Annotated in this window: 17 protein-coding genes and 1 pseudogene; 12 read left to right on the top strand and 6 right to left on the bottom strand. The window is 46.4% G+C overall.

The features are described 5' to 3' along the window. Nucleotides 1-842 precede the first annotated feature (842 nt). Nucleotides 843-1701 (bottom strand): annotated as a pseudogene (locus CHB92_RS22685) (fumarylacetoacetate hydrolase family protein). Nucleotides 1702-1938: 237 nt separating this feature from the next. Here CHB92_RS22685 and CHB92_RS22680 point away from each other — a divergent pair. From CHB92_RS22680 to CHB92_RS22655, 6 genes are all read left to right on the top strand, one after another. After that, nucleotides 1939-2745 (top strand): carbon-nitrogen hydrolase family protein, encoded by an 807-nt coding sequence (locus CHB92_RS22680; protein WP_089321530.1) that lies wholly within the window; start codon nt 1939-1941, stop codon nt 2743-2745. 114 nt (nt 2746-2859) lie between these two features. Next, the gene (locus tag CHB92_RS22675; protein ID WP_089321529.1) at nt 2860-3756 is read left to right on the top strand and encodes a polysaccharide deacetylase family protein; all 897 of its coding nucleotides are present in this window, start codon (nt 2860-2862) and stop codon (nt 3754-3756) included. Nucleotides 3757-3777: 21 nt separating this feature from the next. Then, nucleotides 3778-4110, top strand: a complete 333-nt coding sequence (locus tag CHB92_RS22670; protein WP_089321528.1) for a hypothetical protein — start codon at nt 3778-3780, stop codon at nt 4108-4110. After that, complete coding sequence (locus CHB92_RS22665) at nt 4107-5081, top strand: CobW family GTP-binding protein (RefSeq protein WP_218824298.1); 975 nt, start codon at nt 4107-4109, stop codon at nt 5079-5081. The genes CHB92_RS22670 and CHB92_RS22665 overlap by 4 nt, the downstream gene beginning before the upstream one ends. A 363-nt stretch (nt 5082-5444) precedes the next feature. Continuing rightward, the gene (locus CHB92_RS22660) at nt 5445-5699 is read left to right on the top strand and encodes a hypothetical protein (protein WP_089321527.1); all 255 of its coding nucleotides are present in this window, start codon (nt 5445-5447) and stop codon (nt 5697-5699) included. A gap of 426 nt (nt 5700-6125) precedes the next feature. After that, on the top strand, nt 6126-6758 hold the full coding sequence (locus CHB92_RS22655) for an NUDIX hydrolase (RefSeq protein ID WP_089321526.1): 633 nt from the start codon (nt 6126-6128) through the stop codon (nt 6756-6758). Between the two features lie 132 nt (nt 6759-6890). Here the strand turns inward: CHB92_RS22655 and CHB92_RS22650 are convergent, their stop codons facing one another. Both CHB92_RS22650 and CHB92_RS22645 read right to left on the bottom strand, forming a co-directional pair. Continuing rightward, nucleotides 6891-7997, bottom strand: coding sequence for an LLM class flavin-dependent oxidoreductase (locus CHB92_RS22650; protein WP_089321525.1), 1107 nt, complete (start codon nt 7995-7997; stop codon nt 6891-6893). 362 nt (nt 7998-8359) lie between these two features. Then, nucleotides 8360-8905, bottom strand: coding sequence for a cysteine hydrolase family protein (locus CHB92_RS22645; protein ID WP_089321533.1), 546 nt, complete (start codon nt 8903-8905; stop codon nt 8360-8362). 313 nt (nt 8906-9218) lie between these two features. Here CHB92_RS22645 and CHB92_RS22640 point away from each other — a divergent pair, with 313 nt between their 5' ends. Continuing rightward, nucleotides 9219-10112, top strand: coding sequence for a helix-turn-helix domain-containing protein (locus CHB92_RS22640; protein WP_089321524.1), 894 nt, complete (start codon nt 9219-9221; stop codon nt 10110-10112). 114 nt (nt 10113-10226) lie between these two features. Here the strand turns inward: CHB92_RS22640 and CHB92_RS22635 are convergent, their stop codons facing one another. The 3 genes from CHB92_RS22635 to CHB92_RS22625 form a co-directional block, all read right to left on the bottom strand. Beyond that, nucleotides 10227-10817, bottom strand: a complete 591-nt coding sequence (locus CHB92_RS22635) for a hypothetical protein (RefSeq protein ID WP_089321523.1) — start codon at nt 10815-10817, stop codon at nt 10227-10229. 171 nt (nt 10818-10988) lie between these two features. Beyond that, nucleotides 10989-12443 (bottom strand): MBL fold metallo-hydrolase, encoded by a 1455-nt coding sequence (locus tag CHB92_RS22630; RefSeq protein WP_089321522.1) that lies wholly within the window; start codon nt 12441-12443, stop codon nt 10989-10991. 112 nt (nt 12444-12555) lie between these two features. Beyond that, nucleotides 12556-13305, bottom strand: coding sequence for a DeoR/GlpR family DNA-binding transcription regulator (locus tag CHB92_RS22625; RefSeq protein ID WP_089321521.1), 750 nt, complete (start codon nt 13303-13305; stop codon nt 12556-12558). 273 nt (nt 13306-13578) lie between these two features. Between CHB92_RS22625 and CHB92_RS22620 the strand changes: the two genes are divergently transcribed. The 5 genes from CHB92_RS22620 (at nt 13579) to CHB92_RS22600 (ending at nt 18107) form a co-directional block, all read left to right on the top strand. Next, nucleotides 13579-14457: an EamA family transporter gene (locus CHB92_RS22620; RefSeq protein WP_089321520.1), complete on the top strand. Its 879-nt coding sequence runs from the start codon at nt 13579-13581 to the stop codon at nt 14455-14457. Nucleotides 14458-15126: 669 nt separating this feature from the next. Next, nucleotides 15127-15861, top strand: coding sequence for a LytR/AlgR family response regulator transcription factor (locus tag CHB92_RS22615; protein ID WP_089321519.1), 735 nt, complete (start codon nt 15127-15129; stop codon nt 15859-15861). Between the two features lie 21 nt (nt 15862-15882). Then, nucleotides 15883-16350 carry a hypothetical protein gene (locus tag CHB92_RS22610; RefSeq protein ID WP_089321518.1) on the top strand — a complete coding sequence of 156 codons (468 nt, stop codon included), beginning with the start codon at nt 15883-15885 and terminating at the stop codon, nt 16348-16350. Beyond that, nucleotides 16343-16774: a pyridoxamine 5'-phosphate oxidase family protein gene (locus tag CHB92_RS22605; protein ID WP_106219219.1), complete on the top strand. Its 432-nt coding sequence runs from the start codon at nt 16343-16345 to the stop codon at nt 16772-16774. Before CHB92_RS22610 ends, CHB92_RS22605 begins: the two co-directional genes overlap by 8 nt. 4 nt (nt 16775-16778) lie before the next feature. Beyond that, on the top strand, nt 16779-18107 hold the full coding sequence (locus tag CHB92_RS22600) for a GAF domain-containing sensor histidine kinase (RefSeq protein ID WP_089321516.1): 1329 nt from the start codon (nt 16779-16781) through the stop codon (nt 18105-18107). Nucleotides 18108-18117 lie beyond the last annotated feature (10 nt).

Here is an 18117-nt window from a genome sequence, read left to right as displayed (position 1 = left end):
GTGTCGCTTACTTAGACGGAGAACCTGCCATAGAAGCCACTTGGACGTGTGTACGCTTCCAGAGCGAAGGAAATTAACAGACATCATGAGAGTCGCCCTTAATAATTGCTCTTGCTGCTATAACCTCTTCCAGGGAGTGCGCCCCCGCCGGTGGCCCCTTTCTGCCAGAAGAACTGTGGGTATGAAAGAAGTGACCTTTTCCTGGATACCAGCCTGTAAGTGGAGAGGTTGGCTCTCTTACGGCAACAGGGATAAAATCTATCAGACACTAAGCATGCTGATGTTGAATCTCTGCTGTTCTATTTTGATACCTTATGTTCGGCAAATCTTGCTAAGCCGGCAGGAAAAAAACTGCTCTACATTTTGAGGTGTCGTATTTGATTTCGGTACTTTGAGCGCCGGATGCTACATCTGTAGCCTGAAGCAGCTACATTAGAGCCATAGTGGAAGTTAATTTTCTTTTAGAAGATGAACATTCGTGTTTTGCCAATTGACACCGTACTGCAGCCTTTTTTACGGAAGGTTTGGGTGTTCGAGAGCCAGAATGACGTTCCGCTTACCGACATAAAAACCTCCTGTCTTTAGGTGATACAGTGACTATATCCCTAAAACAGGAGGTCCCCTTTTCTTATTCCAACCCTAAACTTCGGGATGATTCATGTTTTCTACAAGTAGAACGAAGGAGTGAACTATCGAACCTTCACAGGGATTTAGCGGCTGTAGACGCGTATCTACAAGTGGGGAAGTAGAGCATCTGTCTGTCCTTCTGAACATAAAAGTTGAAATGAAGTGAGATAGTCAAGCAATTTACTATAGATTGGTGTAGGGGCGAATACTCACAACTATCTAGCTTCTGCATATTCCTTTACCTGCTGCTTTGATATACCCAGACCGTCTATTCCCATCTCCACTATATCACCCGGCTTTAAGTAAACCGGCGGTTTAAACCATACCCTACGCCAGCGGGTGATCCGGTCGAGACAACACCTCCGGGAAGCAGGGCCATGAATTGGCTCATATACGATACTAGGTGCGGTATTTTGAAAATGAAAGTGGACGTATTACTGTCTTGCATGATTTCACCGTTTAATTTCAGCCACAGACGCAGGTTGTTTACATCTTCGATCTCGTCTTTCGTAACCAGGTAAGGCCCCATAGGCGCGAAAGTTTCACAGCCCTTGCCTTTGTCCCAGGTACCGCCGCGCTCAAACTGTTAAGCCCTCTCCGATACATCGTTGTGCAGACAGTAACCGGCCACATAGTCTATTGCCTCGGCTTCTTCCACGTAACTTGCCTTTTTGACGATCACAAAAGCTAGCTCCACTTCCCAGTCTGTCTTCTCGGAATTTCTGGGTATGATGATGTCGTCGTTAGGTCCCACAGCGCTGTAGTAGACTTCATGAAGATGATTGGCTCTGTTGGGATCGGATTTTTCATCTCTTCCGCATGGTCGGCAAAATTTAATCCGGTGCAGACAATCTTGGAAGGGCGGGCAAACGGAGAGCCCAAGCGACTGTTCTCCGGTATGTGCTCCAGCTTACCTTTATTGGTTTGTACAAACTCCATCAGGCGGGCAGGGCCGTCTGATTCAAAGAACTGCTTGTTGTAGTCCTCCCCAAAGGCTGATGTGTCATACCAAATTCCGTCGATGACAATTCCTGTCTTTTCCTTATTCAGTTCCCCGTATCGTATCATTTTCATTCCATGTGTCTCTTGGCTAGTAAAAAGTGGGAACCGATTCCAATATTCTGCTCAAGTAATTGCTCTATAGAACAGAATTTATTATGAGCAAGCTTACTATTCTTTTTGATAACGCACATTTATCAAACAGTCACTTGCTGTATTAAATAATGGCACTATTAGGTTTAATCAATTAGAAATAATCTGCTTACGTAAGAGATGGGATGGTAAAATGAAATAAGCCTGAAAAAATTAGTTATGGAAGCAGGAAAAATTAAAGTAGCTGCAGTTCAGATGGATTGCGTTTTGGGAAACAGGGAAGCCAATCTTAAAAAGTCCGAAGAGCTTGTGGAGCAGACAGTAAAGTCTGGTGCAAAGCTGATTGTACTTCCGGAATTGTTCAATACTGGTTATCGGGTAGAGGAGCGGGATGTGGAAATGGCAGAAACTATACCCGGCCCAACAGTGGAATGGATGCAGCAACTGGCACGAAAGCACCAAACTTACATAGTAGCGGCCATTCTGGAGCAGGGGCTGAGCAAGGGGCTGGTATATGATACAGCTGTAATCGTAGGGCCGGAAGGGCTACTGGGGACTTACCGTAAGACGCATCTTTGGGATGTGGAGAGTGTGCGCTTTACAAAAGGCAATGAATTTCCGGTGTTCCAGACGGAGGTCGGCAACATTGGTCTGCAGATCTGCTATGAAGTTGGCTTTCCGGAAGGAGCACGCGTTCTTGCACTCAAGGGAGCAGACATTATTCTGTACCCTTCGGCCTTCGGCAAAGCCCGTGGCTATGCCTGGAAAATAGCTACCCGTTCGCGCGCCCTGGAGAATGGCGCCTACGTCATTGCTGCCAACCGTACCGGTACCGAAAAGGATGTGACCGAGTTCGGAGGCGGAAGTTGCATCGTGAATCCCTGGGGCGAAGTGACAGCCGAGGCCAGCAAACATGACGAGGTGATTGTGGCGGAGATAGACCTGCAGGAAGTAATAGAACAGCGCCGGCGGCTCCCGTACCTGCGCGACATGAACAGGTCACTCTTTGCCAAACACTACAGGTAAAGCGTATCACCGTGCATCAAGGCCTCTGAACCATGCCTCCGGGCCATGCGTACCTCCTTTATGCTCCCCAGGTGATTCCGAAAGTAGATCTTGAACAGGTATTAATTAAAAACGATGGCTAAAAAAGAAATTCTCGTTGCTTATGGTATTGATGTAGATGCTGTTGCTGGTTGGCTCGGCTCTTATGGCGGTGAAGACTCGCCTGACGACATCTCCCGTGGCTTATTTGCCGGCGAAATCGGTACGCCGCGCCTGCTGAAGCTTTTTGATAAGTACAACATTAAAACCTCCTGGTTTATACCAGGCCATTCCATCGATACATTTCCGGAGCAAACACGCATGGTGGTGGAAGCCGGCCATGAGATAGGGGTGCACGGCTATTCGCACGAAAACCCTATTGCCATGACAGCGCAGCAAGAGGAGGATGTGCTGCTCAGGTGTATCGACCTTGTAACAGAAATATCCGGGCGCAGACCTACCGGTTATGTTGCGCCGTGGTGGGAGTTCTCCAACATCACCAACGAACTGCTGCTGAAGAACGGGATTAAGTATGACCATAGCCTGATGCACAATGATTTCCATCCATACTATGTGCGCGTGGGTGATAAGTGGACCAAGATCGACTATACCCAGCGGGCAGCGACATGGATGAAGCCGTTGGAGCGGGGCGTGGAAACGGATCTGATCGAGATTCCGGCCAACTGGTACCTGGATGACCTGCCGCCGATGATGTTTATTAAGAAGGCTCCTAACAGCCATGGCTTTGTGAACCCCAGAGATATTGAGCAGATGTGGAAAGACCAGTTCGACTGGGTGTACCGCGAGTATGACTATGCCATCTTCCCGATGACCATACACCCTGACGTGAGCGGGCGGCCACAGGTACTGCTCATGCACGAAAGACTGATCGAGTACATCAACAGCCATGAGGGCGTACGCTGGGTAACATGCGACGAGATTGCCGATGACTTTGCCCGCCGCTTCCCAAGAAACAAACAAAGCCAGGTATAATATAAAGCCAGGTATAATATTATGTGTGTGTTATGTACAGGTGCCATCCTGCAAGTGCATTGGACCGACAGAAGAATTGGGGAAGGTGTACCCGGAGGAGACCAGCTTAGGTTTTACAGGAGGGAACGCCTGCACCGGGCCAACCTGGCCAATAGGATATTGTACCATTATGGATTAAAGGTAGAAGACTGGAACGGGAGCAAGTTTGTCCTCAGCGACCGCAAAGGCCGGCAGGAAATTATAGACGATTTGGGCGGGCTTTGGCCTGCCGCGGAAAAACTGGCAGGGTATAATCTAAACCCACTGGACCCCGTCCTGATCGGGAAAATGAAACACGATGTCTCACCATTGTGACTGGCTTTCTGGGGAGTGGCAAAACGACCCTGCTTCGGCAGGCCCTCCGGCAACCTGGTATGCAAAATACCGCCGTGCTGGTTAACGAGTTTGGTAAAGTGGGGCTGGACCATCACCTGCTGCAGGTATTGAAAGAAAGTACTATTTTGTTAGGGGGCGGTTGTGTATGTTGCAGTACCAGGGACGACCTGGTGCAGGGCCTGACACAGCTGCTCAACAGGGTGCAGAGGGATCATGTTAGCAAAGTCGTTATCGAAACCACTGGCCTGGCTGATCCGGCACCTATTGTCTTTACCGTGTTGTCTCATCCTGTTCTCCAGCATCATTTCTATGTCCAGAATGTAATCGTAACGGTAGATGCCGTGAACGGACTCATCCATCTGCGCCACCAGCCGGAATCTGTAAAACAGGCCCTGGTAGCTGACAAATTCATCATCACCAAAACAGATTTGGCTCCTGGTGAAGAAGTTGATCAACTGAACAGAGCTTTACAAGCTATCAATCCTTCCTCCGAAATACATAAAGCCGCCTACGGCGCCATTGATGCTGCTGTGCTATTCAGTCCGGCTGCTGCCATAAGGCAAAGAAAAGAAGCCACAGCTCCTGGTTATCAGGAGAAAGAGACGCATACACAGGATGTGAGCTCTGTTTCCATCACCTTTCGGGAGCCGCTGGACTGGACGGCTTTTGGGCTATGGCTGAGTATGCTGCTGCACGCCAAGGGAGAGAATATCATGCGGGTAAAAGGTTTGCTGGATATTGGAGGATCAGGCCCCGTGGTGCTGAATGGTGTGCAGCACATCATCCATCCACCCGAGCACCTGGAGGCATGGCCATCAGAGGAGCGGGCGTCCCGCCTGGTTTTTATAATGCGTTCTGTCTCTCCTGAGGATATACTAACCTCCTTGAAAGCTTTTCAGATGGCTTTTGATGTGCAGCATAACATGCCGGTGATGGAAGTACTTCAATAACATGCTGCTGTTTCAAGAGACGGAACATTTAACGGGCATCAGAACCTTGCTGGCAGTTGTACTTATTGTACTGGTAAAATAAAAAAGGTGGCGTAGTTCTTGTTGCTTTCAGGGTATGACACCTACAGAATGATACATAAAGGAGGCCGGCTACTGGAAGGGCTCAGGGAGGCTGGCTTTCAAGGGCACCCGCCTGTACCGAGCCACTGCCAGCGTTGAAGAGGCCCTCTGGTGAAGAACTGGTCTTGGAGTCCCCTGCTAAGGTAGAGCGGTGTTCCGGGAGAACATTCGGGAAACTGTTCAAGAGCTTTGTGAAGGTAATTAGGCTTTAATTGGGTTTAAACATTAAGAAACAAAAATTAGATGAAGAAGATATTATACCTTGCAATAGTTTTATTTGCCGTCTCTTGCTCAGAGAGAAATGACTTGCAGGAAACTTTCGGAAACATTGTTGAAACAGGTGCCAACATGGCTTTAGACTCGTTGCAGAATGTAGCCAATGAGGAGCTGCAGAGACAAACAGGAGTTGATTCGTTGGCAACAAGGATACGTTCAACTGATACTATTGATGTGGAACGGGAGGTAAAGCGTGAGCTACTAAAACAGCTGTCGGAGTAGTCACAAAATACGCCACCACATAGACAGCTAAATTAACCCAAGGAGAATTTTTGGATTTTATCGAACCAAAGAAGCCGCTCCATTTAACATGGAGCGGCTTCTTTGCTGTAGTAGACCGAAGGAGTGAACTATCGAACCATGTCCACGATGATCTTGAGACTGTGGATAATTATCTGAAGGTAAGAGAGGGGCAGTGAACTCCCTCTTCTGCAAATGATTACCTGTTTATCAAGGCCAAGGTGAGAGGAAAGGAATTGAGGCGAAGGGATAAGCGGACGCCAACAGTGAGTAAGCTGGGCTTGGAGAAAATGAAGTGTATTTACAAGTTGCTATTGATGCGTATCTTGTAAATAAATGATTTTAATCCACGATATAAACAGGGAGAGGCTTGAGCAAATTTCCTGTACCATTCAAAGCATCTAAACTATGGACAGAAGTGCATCAGTAAGACAATTGCTCAGGAAAATAAAAGAAGTGACCTTAATGCCAGATGCACATCAGACTTACAAACCCACTATCGTTCCTGTTTTGTCTTACGAGGACATCATGTTGAGAAGCCCGAGATTCGCAGCTGTGAACATCATCTTGTATCAAAAAAACGGTGAATGGTGCTTTCCATTAATTGTGCGGAAGCGATATAAACATGATAAACACAGTGGAGAAGTTGCTCTGCCCGGGGGGCAAAAGGAGCATTTCGAATCTTCATTCGCAGAGACGGCACTTCGTGAATCCCATGAAGAAGTTGGAATAGACAGGCAGGATATCCGTATCATAAGGGAAATGTCACCGGTGTACGTGCCACCAAGCAATTTTTATGTGTATCCTTTCATCTCGTATACAAAAAGAAACCCCACATTCTATCTTCAGAAGTCGGAAGTTGCGGACTATATCGAGTGCCCCGTCTCTAGATTTCTTTCTTTGAGTGAGCAACCGGAGATGATGGCATTACCAACCACAGGAGGCATAGAGGTCCCTGTAATGAACCTGAGTGGTCATGTCATCTGGGGTGCAACTTCCATGATCCTATCCGAGTTCCGACAAATGCTTCAAAGGATGTAGATTGGTAACTAAAGATTGAAACAATAAACTGTTCCATCATCTGAATCCAAAAAGCCGAACCACTCAGAAGGTGGTTCGGCTTTTTGGATTGCTTCAGGCGATGACTCTTTCGACAATCAGATTCAATATATCCTAAGTCGTTAAATCAGGCATCTCATAGGCATCGGCTATGAGTTCAGCCGAACGGAAAATCGCGGATGGAGAATGGCCAAGATTCAGTATCATCAATTCATCAGCCTGCGTTGTTTCCTGATAATGGTTGAGTTTTTCCACCACCTGTTCCGGGGTTCCGTAAAGCACTTTGTTGTTCCACATATTGATCGTCCTGAGTTCAAGCTCGTCATATTGATAGTCTTCCACCTCTTCCGGGGAGGGAAGTACATAGGACTTTCTATACATCATTCTCATCATGCTATGGGCAAACGACCGGGACTGACGATAGGCCTCGTTTTCGTCTTCAGCTGCGAATACACCAAAACAAACCATTGCATAAGGTTTTTCGAGCATATGTGAAGGCTTAAAGTTTTTTCGGTAAATCTCGAAGGCCATCATGAGGTTTTCGGGTGCCAGCTGAGCGGCGAATGCAAATGGCAAGCCCCTCTGTCCTGCAAGTTTAGCCGAATAGCCTGAGGAACCTAAAAGCCAAACCGGAGGGTGCTGAAATGACCGGGATACACCGTTCTCACGATCCTGTCCAGGTCCGGGCACAGCATAGACTTTATCTATATAAGGATCATCCTCTGGAAAATCATCATCGAGAAAGCTAAACAGCTCTTCCAGCTGCTCCGGAAAATTCTCAACACTTATATTGCCGCGTCGCAATGCCGTAGCTGTATAGCCGTCTGTACCTGGAGCACGCCCCAAGCCTAAGTCAATACGGCCGGGTGCAAGTGCTTCCAGCAAGCCAAACTGCTCGGCGACTACCAAAGGGGGGAAGTTAGGCAACATCATTCCTCCCGATCCAAGGCGTATCTGTCTGGTTTCGCCTATAAGGCGCGAGAGTAGTATGGGCGGAGAAGACGTCGCAACACCGGGCATGGCATGGTGCTCAGCCACCCAGTAACGGGTAAATCCGCGGCGATCTACCAAGCGGGCAAGCTTTAGACTTGCCTCCAGAGCTTCTATTGCCGAATATCCTTTACCAGTAACTACAAAATCAAGTATGGAGAGCGGCACAGGAGCGTTTCCCCGGCGAGTTCCTTTTACCCCGTTGCCTTTTGTTGAGTCTATGTTATTCATTTCAAAGCGTGATTAATTTATATTTCTGTTGGTTCCAAATAACTCCTAACCCTTCTAAAAAAAGGTGTGGCTGAATTTTATAACCGTTCACAAAATTACTTTCTCAGCTTGCGGGAAGGACTACCTTTTTTATGTTCCATTCTACCATTTTGATAATGGAAGTAACTTTTTCCAAAGAATGGCGGAAGTGCTATGCCTTATTTAATAGCAAATCCGGTAATGTTGTTGGCTGTGTTAACTGCGAGACAATCTGGGGGTGCTGTGATTATGTTCTACTAAAGCGTCTATCCTTGATTTAAGTAAAAATGGGTTGGAACAAAAATTCCAACCCATTCTAAATCACTCAAAAAGTATGGCGTCAATTAAACTGCCAAATACTCTTTCGTATTCTGGATGTTAGCATAAAAAAAGGTTAATGCTGCTAAGAATGCAGTTTGCACATCGGCAGCCTTTACATGAGCTCCTTTTACTTCAAGGTCTCGCGTTGCACAGGCATCTCCGATGACTGTGCATTTAAAACCGAAGTCTCTTGCAGCTCTTACAGTTGCATCGATACACATGTGCGTCATCATGCCTGTGAACACCAACTCTGTAACACCCAATGATTTGAGGTGGTCTAAAAGGTCTGTCTCTTTGAAGCTATTCGGGTAGTATTTTACAATCAGTTTTTCACCGTCCTCAGGCTTCACGTTTTTGTGAATCTCTGCTCCTTTTGTATCAGGCAGAAAGAATGTAGCGTCTGGAGACATACCAATATGTTGAACGTGTACGATTGGCAAGTTTTCGTTGCGGAACTTTGTCAATAGCTGTTTTGCATTTTCACTGGCTTGCAATGCTCCTACAAGTTCCATTGCTCCATTTTCAAAATAATCGTTTTGGATGTCGATGACAATTAATGCTTTGCTCATTTTGTTCTGACTAGCTAAGTTAAAATCATGAAGCAAAATTAGCGGGTTGTTGTAACCTAACTTCTACCAAATGAATATGAATTGATACCATTTTGATAACCTGTTGTTATATTTGCTGTGGTAGTCACTCTCTTTTTTTGGGAAACAGAGTGCCATAAGGAAGCTCTCCAGTTCCAGGCTCTCAGGCATAGGCCTCTTTTTTTTGGTTTCAAGGTCGGAAAGTTAATCTACCTATAAACCGGTAGCTATGCGAGACTATGTTAACTAGTTTGAAGTCCTTAATCGTTTAGTGTAAAAAAAACAGAATAAAGAATTGAAAACCATAAGATTCAATAAAACCGAGTGTGGGGTAGATTTTTTACTTAAAGTAGCCTCAGGCCATGAACTGAAAGAGAATTATACTTTCACGGATTTTTACAATACTGACTATTTCGAAATTCTATTCTTCAAGAAAGCGAAGGGGTACCTGGTCTTAAATCAGCGAAGAATTGATGTCACCGACAACACCATTGTCTTTATTTCTCCCTTTCAGAAAAGACAGTGGAGACTAGATCCTCATCATCTAGAATTTACATTCCTTATTTTTCAGGAAGAGTTTTTAAATGAGTTTTTTGCCGACAAATTGTTTACTTACCGACTGCTTTATTTTTACCAACTGGATTATCCGCTGAGCATGGCGGTTCAAAGTGAGGATATTCAGAAATTCTGCGAATCTTTATCAGAAATAGCTTCGGAACTAAAAAAGCCGATATATGACAGTGATCATATTATTCGTTCTCTTTTGTACTATTTACTGCTGAAGCTCAACCGGTATTATGCCAGACACAACCATCTGCCTCTTGATAAGCCGCAGAACAATTTTGCTTATCAGTTTAAAAGACTTCTAGAGGTTCATATAAAAGAGAAACGGCGAATAAATGATTACGCTTCGTTGATGGGAATCAGCAGAATAGCGTTGAACAAAGCGGTACAAGGGCAGTTTAGCGTCACAGCTACCCATTTACTTAAACAACGGTTGCTTTTTGAAATTAAGAATCTTCTGATGTTTTCGAATTCGACGGTTAGCGAAATAGCATATCAACTGAATTTCTCGGAACCCAATCACCTGATGCGCTTTTTCAAGACGCAGACGGGACTTACGACTACTGAATTTATAACAGACTACCAAAATAGCCTCTTATCACAAAGGCTGCAGAGCAGTGAATGAATACGCCTGCCCTGCAGCCTTTGTGGGTATGCCAATTTAATCTGCTATCTGATTATTTTAATCAATTTGAGTTTTATAAATCTGCAGTTGATAAACCTAGCGGTGCTTTAGAACTTATTGTTGAGGAGGGTTGATCATGATATGCGCGCCATGCGTACCTGGATGCATGATCCAGGGCATAGCGGGTGCCTGGGGCTTCAGGGGCAGGCCGGTGCTTTCTGCCGTGGCGTAAGGTATGTACACCACGTAACGCAGATACCCTTCTTTCACTTCGCCGGTTGAGCTGTCGTAGTTTTCCTCAGGGGCTGCGTAGACGAACAGGGTAGAAGCCTGCTTCGGCATAGCCAGTTTTCCGCTTTTGGCTTCCTGCTCCCGCATCTCAAAAATCTCCTGGTTGCTCTTCCCCGCTTTTCTTAGCTCCCGCCCACGGGCCATAAAAGGCTCCAGGTCCTGATGATAGCAGGCAGTTGAGAAGCCTTTCTGATTAGGGTCATCCGCCAGGCAAACCATTTCGTTTGTTCCTTTTCTTAGTTGCACAAACTCCCCCTTTGCATTGTAGCCGAAAACGGTGGCACCCGCTCTTTTATCGGAAGGGGCAGCCAGTACGGCGCCTTTAATCTGGGCCTCTGAGGAAGGCACGTTCGCCTGTGCGAAGGCGCCAGCGCTTACAAGCGCCAGAACAGCGGTAATAAGTGTTTTTTTCATATACAATACATTATGTTGTGAAAGGCTTCATTTAGGTAACACAGGCTACGTCATTCTAATTAGTCTCTTTTACTTCTGCTTATATAGAAGGCCGGTACAGCATGGCCAGCAAATAGCACAGCCTGGTAGGTGGCTTTTGTAGAGCCAGGCTATGCTGTTCAAGTAATGGCCTTACTTTTTGGCTTCTGTGTTTTTGTAGTCTACCACGGCGGCACCTAAGTCATACACCTGTACGGCAGGCAGTAGTTTCTTAAGCATACTGCTTGCCGCAGCGGAACGGTAGCCGGATGCACAGTTTACGAGGACGGGCTTTCCAGTCGGTACCTCTGAAATGCGCTGACTCAGCTCCTGCAACGGAATATTGATGCTGTTCTTGAAAACGCTCGCCTCCTTTACCTCTTTCCCTGTTCTCACGTCCAGGTAGGTGTACTTGTCCTCTTCGGGATGGAAGGTGCTTCTGTCGAAGGCAGCAAACTGCTTTCCGTCCTTTGCATCATATACAAAAGCGCCTTTTATGTTGGCTTCGTATCCAATGGAAGCAGCCCTCCTTATAGCAGTCTCCAGCCCCTCCTCATCCCCGGCAACCAGATAAAAGGCAGCATCAGGGGCCACTATGCTGCCCAACCAGGTCTCGAACGCGCCACCGCCCTGGATGTTGATGGCATTAGGTAAGTAGGATGCCTTGAAGGCCGATGCCGGGCGGCTATCAATGATCAGCGCCTTTGCATCTGGTTGATAATTCTTAGGCAGGCGCTTTATTTTGGAAATACTGAACTTTACATCAGGAGCACCTTTGATGTTCAGTTTAACATCATATGAGAAGTACTGCGGAATAAAAGGCTGGTCGCTTAGCAGCAAGGAGACAAACTCGGCTTTAGTCCTTTTCTCGAAGGCGTAGTTATGCTGCTTTTCATAGCCAATTGTGGAGCTGGACGCTTTTCGAATGGACCTGCCACACAAGGAGCCCGCGCCGTGTGCCGGATAGACCAGCACATCATCCTTCAGCTTTGCGAACTTCCCATGGATCGTGTCATACATCATCTCCGCCAGCCGCTGTCTTTGCGTCTCGATATTATTGGAGAAGTCGCGCAGGTCCGGTCGGCCCACGTCGCCAAAGAGCAGAGAGTCGCCTGTAAACACGGCTATATCTTTTCCGATACCAAACAATACGGCTGATATATGATCCGGCGCATGGCCCGGCGTGTGCATGGAACGGAAGCCTATTTTGTCGGACAGCTTGATGATGTCTCCATCATCAAAAGCAGTTGCAGGATAGTTGGGCTTTGTCAGGCTGCTGGAGTAGATAGGCACTTTGAGCTTCTTGTAAATTTCCAGGTGCGAACTCACAAAATCCGCATGCGGGTGCGTTTCAATAACACCTACAATCTTGGCATTGTTCTTTTGCGCATAATCATAGTAGATCTGTGGATCCCGCTGTGGGTCTATGACCATCATTTTACCGTCGGCAATAACAGCATAGGAGAAGTGCGCCAGCCCCATATCCTCAAACTGCTCGATGGTGTAATCACCCGAGACAGCGACGGTTTTGCTGAACACGGAAAATGGCTTTACCAAGGACAGTATGCCCAAGCCAGCCAGATTAGCTAAAAAGTTTCTTCGTTCCATTTCTTCTACAACTATTTATTTTGTCGGCGTCTGCCCTGTTGTTTTGCAGCGCTCGGGGATATGAAGGCTTGCTTTGAAAGCTTCTTCCTGTCAGTCTGACTGTCTGGGCTTATTACGCAATGTTGATGCCCATTTTCTGATAAGTTTTTAACTTTTCATGGCTTGGTTCTACCTCGGTGATGATAGTATCTAAAGTGCCTACCGGACAGACAAAGTAGTTTTCAGCCGTATTGATCTTCTCCAGGTTTGCCAAAGCGAACACTTTTTCTGAATTGGCAGCCATGACCTTCTTCAGTTGCGCATCTTCATAATCCATGACTGTCAAACCCAGCCTTTGGTGAATGCTGCAAACGCCCAGCAGGCACACATCTGCCCGTATTTCCTCCAGGGCTTTCGCGGTGTCGTAGCCCCTGGTGGTAAAGGAAGGCTTATCTAGCCTGCCTCCCAAAAAGATGACTTCTGCACTGGGGTGGTCTTCTAAAAGACTCGCCACGGGAAAACTGTTAGTGACCGCCGTGATCCTTAAAGCGCGGTCCAAGTGACGCGCCACCTCCACGGCAGAGGTGCCACCGTCAAAAATAACTACCTGTCCATCTTTCAAGAATGACTGTGCCTTGTTGGCAATCACTACCTTTTCATGGACAATATGCTTCTCCCGGTCACGGTAATGATGGGGGATGGGAGAGTGTGCGATGGCGCCGCCCCTCACGGCCTTAAGCAATCCCTGTTCGGCCAGCTCCTTTATATCCCTCCGGATGGTGTCTTCCGATACCCGGCAAAGCTTGCTTAGGGCAGTGAAAGATGCCTTCCGCTCCCGGTTAGTTGAATCCAGGATGAGTTGTAAGCGCTCTTCTTTAAACATATAATTAGGTATAAAGCAAAAATAAGAAATATATTGCAACAAATTGCAATTGTGAGGGTTGATTTTTCTCACCTCCTTAACGAATAATAAACTGCTTATTTTGTATAATGTACTGATAATCAATTTACATTTTCTGTTCAAAGATTGGGCTACCAATACCGCTTTCCTATATAATTCTACAAACTACTTGCCGCTAGTTGGTGTATATTGCAAGCAAATGCAATATATTGCAAACTGTCACTTGGAGTTGTTTCTCTTAAAACCATTCTTAAAATGGCTGTTGCTGTTCTTACCTTCATTGCCGTCTTCTTAAGGGTTCTTTCCAACCCTCTTGGGAACGTTTTTCAAAAACAGTTAACCGCAAAGGGCCACTACCCCTTGCTGGTTAATTTCCTTACCTACCTGCTCCTGTCGCTGGTGTGCCTCGTCTTTGGTTTTGGAGTTTCATGGCACAGTCTGCCGTCAGCGTTCTGGCTTTATGCTGTAGCGGACGGTGTGGCCGGTGCGCTGGGAAATTTCTTTCTGGTGAGGTCTCTGCAGAAGGGAGATCTTTCTGTGCTTGGCCCTATCAACTCTTACAAGTCAGTAGTGAGTATTGTCTTTGGTGTTTTTCTGCTTCATGAAATTCCAAGTGTTTGGGGAGTAATAGGCATGACCCTCATTGTGTATGGCAGCTATTTTGTGTTAGGCACAACGGGCGTAGGCTTCTCCTGGGCATTGCTGAAGCGAAAGGAGATTCAGTACCGCATTTGGGCCATGGTCCTGACGGCCATAGAAGCCGTATTTGTGAAGAAAATGATTCTGCTCTCCTCCACCACAACAGCTTTCATCAGCTGGTGTTGGTTTGGGGCCCTCTTCTCCTTTATGCTCCTGCTCCTCTATCGAGTGGATTTTAAAGAAGAAATAGGCAAGCTTAAACTAGCGGACCTAAGTCAATTTGGCTTGCTCATCCTTTGTATCGGCACGATGCAGCTCACTACCAATTACGCCTTTGCGCACATGCCGGTGGGGTATGCGCTGTCACTCTTTCAGCTCTCTACAGTTGTCAGTATACTACTTGGGTACAGGTTCTTTCAAGAGACTGAGATCCGAAAAAAACTGGTCGGCTCTGTGTTGATGATTGCCGGTTCGGTTATTATCATTCTTCTATAAAACCTATAACAGGATAAACGTTGCATGCATGGTTTTTAAAAGAGCTTCATTTTAGACTGGCAGGTTCTTTGTATTGAGTTGCTGCTGTCCTGAGAAAGGGAGGGGGGATTCATAAGGGTCATTGCGTAACGCTCGAATGTCTGATTTTAGGGGGAGGTCAAGAGTCGTGGCTTATTGACAGGTTCATTGATTAAAACCAAGCAGGGGAGGAACGCAAACTGGTAGTGATAAAAACACGGCTGCTGTAGCTCCTTCTTCTAGACACTTAAGAGGCATAAGAAGGAGTGGTAAGGTGTAGGATCAGATTAGTGTCCGAAGACCTTAATAAAGCCCCTCAAGAGCATCTGAGGGGCTTCCCTGTTGACCGAAGGATGGAATTATCGAACCATTTCCACAGGGATTATAAATTACTAGCTGAGTATTTAGAGACAGAAGCAGATTAAAGTTATTGCCCAATGTAAATTTTAATTTATGGTTGGACACATGCATAACTTACTCTCCAGTATCATACAAGCATGACCCTCTCCTCTTTAAAGTTTTTTTACATATAACCTGTCTTCGAATTCAGAAAAGTACAGCATAAACGTTGTTGGAATACCACAAAAATTTATTTCTTTTACACGCTGTTAAAGTTGTATACAAACGGTCAAAAATATATTGTGCAGCTAAATGAGCAAGGTAAGAATATTGGCGGTAGAAGACGATGAGCTTTATGCTGATACACTCCGTATGCGGCTTGATCAGTTAGGTTATCACCTGATCGAAATAGCACATGACCCGAAGGAAGCATTAAGCTTACTCAAGGCTACTGATCCGGACGTGTTACTGGTAGACATTGATTTAGGCTGTGAAATGAACGGTATCGAGTTGGTGAGCAGGATTAATGAAGTAAGGGATGTGCCTGTTATTTATGTAACCTCTTTTATAAACAAAGAGGTAATTGGAAAAGCGATGAAAACGTTGCCTGACGGGTATATCACCAAGCCATATGATGCCGGTCAGCTACAGGCTGCTATCGAACTGGCCCTGTCAAAAAAGAAGCAGACCCCAGAAAAGTTGGACATGCCGCTGAAAGATGCTTTGCAGGATAAGTCCCTTTTTATAAAGGAAGACGGAATGCTTATCAGGGTGATGCTGGAGTCTATTGCTCTTGTAGAAGCGTATGATAAGTACTGCTTTGTTTTTGCGGCGGGCAAAAAGCACATGGTAAGTAACCGGTTGAAAGATTTTGCAGATACGCTCCCCAAAGACCAGTTTCTACAGGTACACCGTTCTTATTTAGTCAACCTTCAGGCAATAGAGAAAATCAGCATCCAGACGAACAGCATCGAAGTGGTGGGTAAAAAGATCCCGGTTGGCAAAACTTTCAAGGACAAACTATTTTCCCGGCTTAAAACAATCTGATTGGGTTGAACGCAGAATGTCATGTTATTGGACGATCATAAAATAGCGCTCCTTCAGGCACCTTATACTTCCATCTGGGCGGGCAGTTGTGCAGCCGACGACCAAGCAGAAGTAATAAGGCTTTCCGGCGCAACGGTGCAGGATGACAGGCAGCACATAAACCTGTTTGTGCCAGAGCGCTACACACGGGCCTTTATTTCAAATGTCGGGGCCAATCCCCACATCAGCTTTTTATTTGCTTCTATCCAAACCTTCGAATCTTACCAAGTGAAAGGTCTTTTCATAAGCCAAAGACCCTGCACTTCTGAAGAGGTAACCTATCAAAGAAACTACATGCATGGTTTTGCCCAGAGTATGCATGCCATCAGGATCAAAACAGCCTCTTTGTTCGAGCAGTACCTACAAGAGCCGTGCCTGTGCATAGAGATGCGGGGAGAAGAGATGTATGAGCAAACGCCTAAGGTAGGTACAGGGAATAAAATTGGATAATGATCTGGTGATGACACAGCAAGTAATCATACCCTCCGATGTAAGAAGTGCCATGGAAGGTGTTATCCCTGCCGTGGTTGCTACCTCGTCGTCCGATGGTGTGCCGAACATCACGTTTATCTCACGGCTGTATAAAATAGATGAAGCGCATGTGGGGCTTTCGTACCAGTTTATGAACAAAACATGGCGAAATCTAACGGAGAATACCGCCTGCACAGCCTTTATTACATTTGCCGACACCATGGCCATGTGGAAGCTAAAGTTGCAGTTTGTACAGGAAGTAAAAGAAGGGCCTGTTTTTGAAGAAATGGAAATGCAGCTGATGGCGCTGGCAACCCCACATCATATCGACTTTAGCTTACACGCAGCCCTAATCTGCAGGATTGTAGCAGTGGAGCCTGTTTTCGCAGGAGCAAACATCTGAATGCATGAATGAGCAGCTGCATCATCTGGCGCAGGAACTGGAGCAGGAAAGGCGCCAGAACGACTTTCTCCGCAGGTTATCAGTTGAGTTAAGCCAGCTGGCGAGCTTAAAGGAAAAGCTTGATAACATACTGGCAATGCTGGACCTTAATTTCCAGCTAAAGCACAGCATGCTACTCCTGCCAGACCGGGAGCAGCACTATTTAAGCGTATTTGCCAGCCGGGGTTTTGAGGAACAGGGGCTTGGTGCCAGGGTAAAGATGGGGGAGGGCGTCATTGGAGTAGTGGCCTTGCGAAAGCGCAGGTTACGAATGGCCAATATTTCGCGGCAACGGCAATATCTGCAAGCCGCCGCTGGAATAGGAGAAGCCGGCACTGATGTTTTGCTTCCAGGGCTAAAGGATGTCGAGAGCCAGGTGGCCATACCGCTGCTTTCTAATGATGAGCTGGTTGCCGTGCTTTCGGTGGAGAGCAGAGACCATAATTTCTTCAGCCCTGAAGATGAAGCTTTCCTGATGACATTGTCGCAGTTGCTGGCCATTTCGATTCAGAATGCCGTTATACTGGAGCAGCTGGAGCAGAAGGTACAGGAGCGGACAGCTGAACTGGTAAAGCTAAATGCCAGCAAGGACCGCCTGTTTTCTATTATCGGCCATGATCTGCGAAGCCCTGCCGCTGCTTTGCAGCATGTGGCGGAGCTTATACAGTACTATCACGAGAAAGGCAATGTACAGCAGTTGCTGGAATTAGGCAGCAAAACTGCACGCGCTGCAAGTGGCATTAACAGTATGCTGGACAATCTGCTCAACTGGTCGCTTTCCCAAACCGGTGATCTTCAGCTGCAGATAGAGCCTTTAGCAGTGTATCCGCTTTTACAGGATGTTGTTGAGCTGCATGACGAGTTTGCCTTCTCAAAAAATATCAGTATCGGCCTGTCTGGTCTAGAGGATGCTGAGGTAATGGCAGATAAAAATGCTTTATTGACCATCCTTCGTAACCTTTTAAGTAACGCCATCAAATTTACACGTCCGGGTGGAGCTGTAACTATTGAGGTAAAAACTGAAGACGACAGGGTAAGGATTTTATTCCGGGATAATGGGATAGGTATTTCGCCCGAAAGAATGAAGATTCTGTTTGACCTGCATCACCCGAAGAGCAGTAAGGGGACGGCCAAAGAAAAGGGAACAGGCCTGGGGATGGTGCTTGTGAAGGAACTCCTAGAGAAGACAGGTGGCGAAATTGAAGTACTCAGCCACCTGGAAGAAGGAACTACCGTAATCCTGAGACTTCCTGCCTGCTCATCATTGATTAATTCCGTTCGCGCTCAAAAGTAATTCCTTCGCG

Source organism: Pontibacter ummariensis, assembly GCF_900188175.1.
Classification (GTDB): Bacteria; Bacteroidota; Bacteroidia; order Cytophagales; family Hymenobacteraceae; genus Pontibacter; species Pontibacter ummariensis.
This window is presented reverse-complemented; position numbering and strand designations above follow the sequence as displayed.

Coding starts and splice junctions, on each gene's coding strand:
- CHB92_RS22680 (WP_089321530.1), top strand. CDS start 1,939: ATGGAAGCAGGAAAAATTAAAGTAGCTGCAGTTCAGATGGATTGCGTT.
- CHB92_RS22675 (WP_089321529.1), top strand. CDS start 2,860: ATGGCTAAAAAAGAAATTCTCGTTGCTTATGGTATTGATGTAGATGCT.
- CHB92_RS22670 (WP_089321528.1), top strand. CDS start 3,778: ATGTGTGTGTTATGTACAGGTGCCATCCTGCAAGTGCATTGGACCGAC.
- CHB92_RS22660 (WP_089321527.1), top strand. CDS start 5,445: ATGAAGAAGATATTATACCTTGCAATAGTTTTATTTGCCGTCTCTTGC.
- CHB92_RS22655 (WP_089321526.1), top strand. CDS start 6,126: ATGGACAGAAGTGCATCAGTAAGACAATTGCTCAGGAAAATAAAAGAA.
- CHB92_RS22650 (WP_089321525.1), bottom strand. CDS start 7,997: ATGAATAACATAGACTCAACAAAAGGCAACGGGGTAAAAGGAACTCGC.
- CHB92_RS22645 (WP_089321533.1), bottom strand. CDS start 8,905: ATGAGCAAAGCATTAATTGTCATCGACATCCAAAACGATTATTTTGAA.
- CHB92_RS22635 (WP_089321523.1), bottom strand. CDS start 10,817: ATGAAAAAAACACTTATTACCGCTGTTCTGGCGCTTGTAAGCGCTGGC.
- CHB92_RS22630 (WP_089321522.1), bottom strand. CDS start 12,443: ATGGAACGAAGAAACTTTTTAGCTAATCTGGCTGGCTTGGGCATACTG.
- CHB92_RS22625 (WP_089321521.1), bottom strand. CDS start 13,305: ATGTTTAAAGAAGAGCGCTTACAACTCATCCTGGATTCAACTAACCGG.
- CHB92_RS22620 (WP_089321520.1), top strand. CDS start 13,579: ATGGCTGTTGCTGTTCTTACCTTCATTGCCGTCTTCTTAAGGGTTCTT.
- CHB92_RS22615 (WP_089321519.1), top strand. CDS start 15,127: ATGAGCAAGGTAAGAATATTGGCGGTAGAAGACGATGAGCTTTATGCT.
- CHB92_RS22610 (WP_089321518.1), top strand. CDS start 15,883: ATGTTATTGGACGATCATAAAATAGCGCTCCTTCAGGCACCTTATACT.
- CHB92_RS22600 (WP_089321516.1), top strand. CDS start 16,779: ATGAATGAGCAGCTGCATCATCTGGCGCAGGAACTGGAGCAGGAAAGG.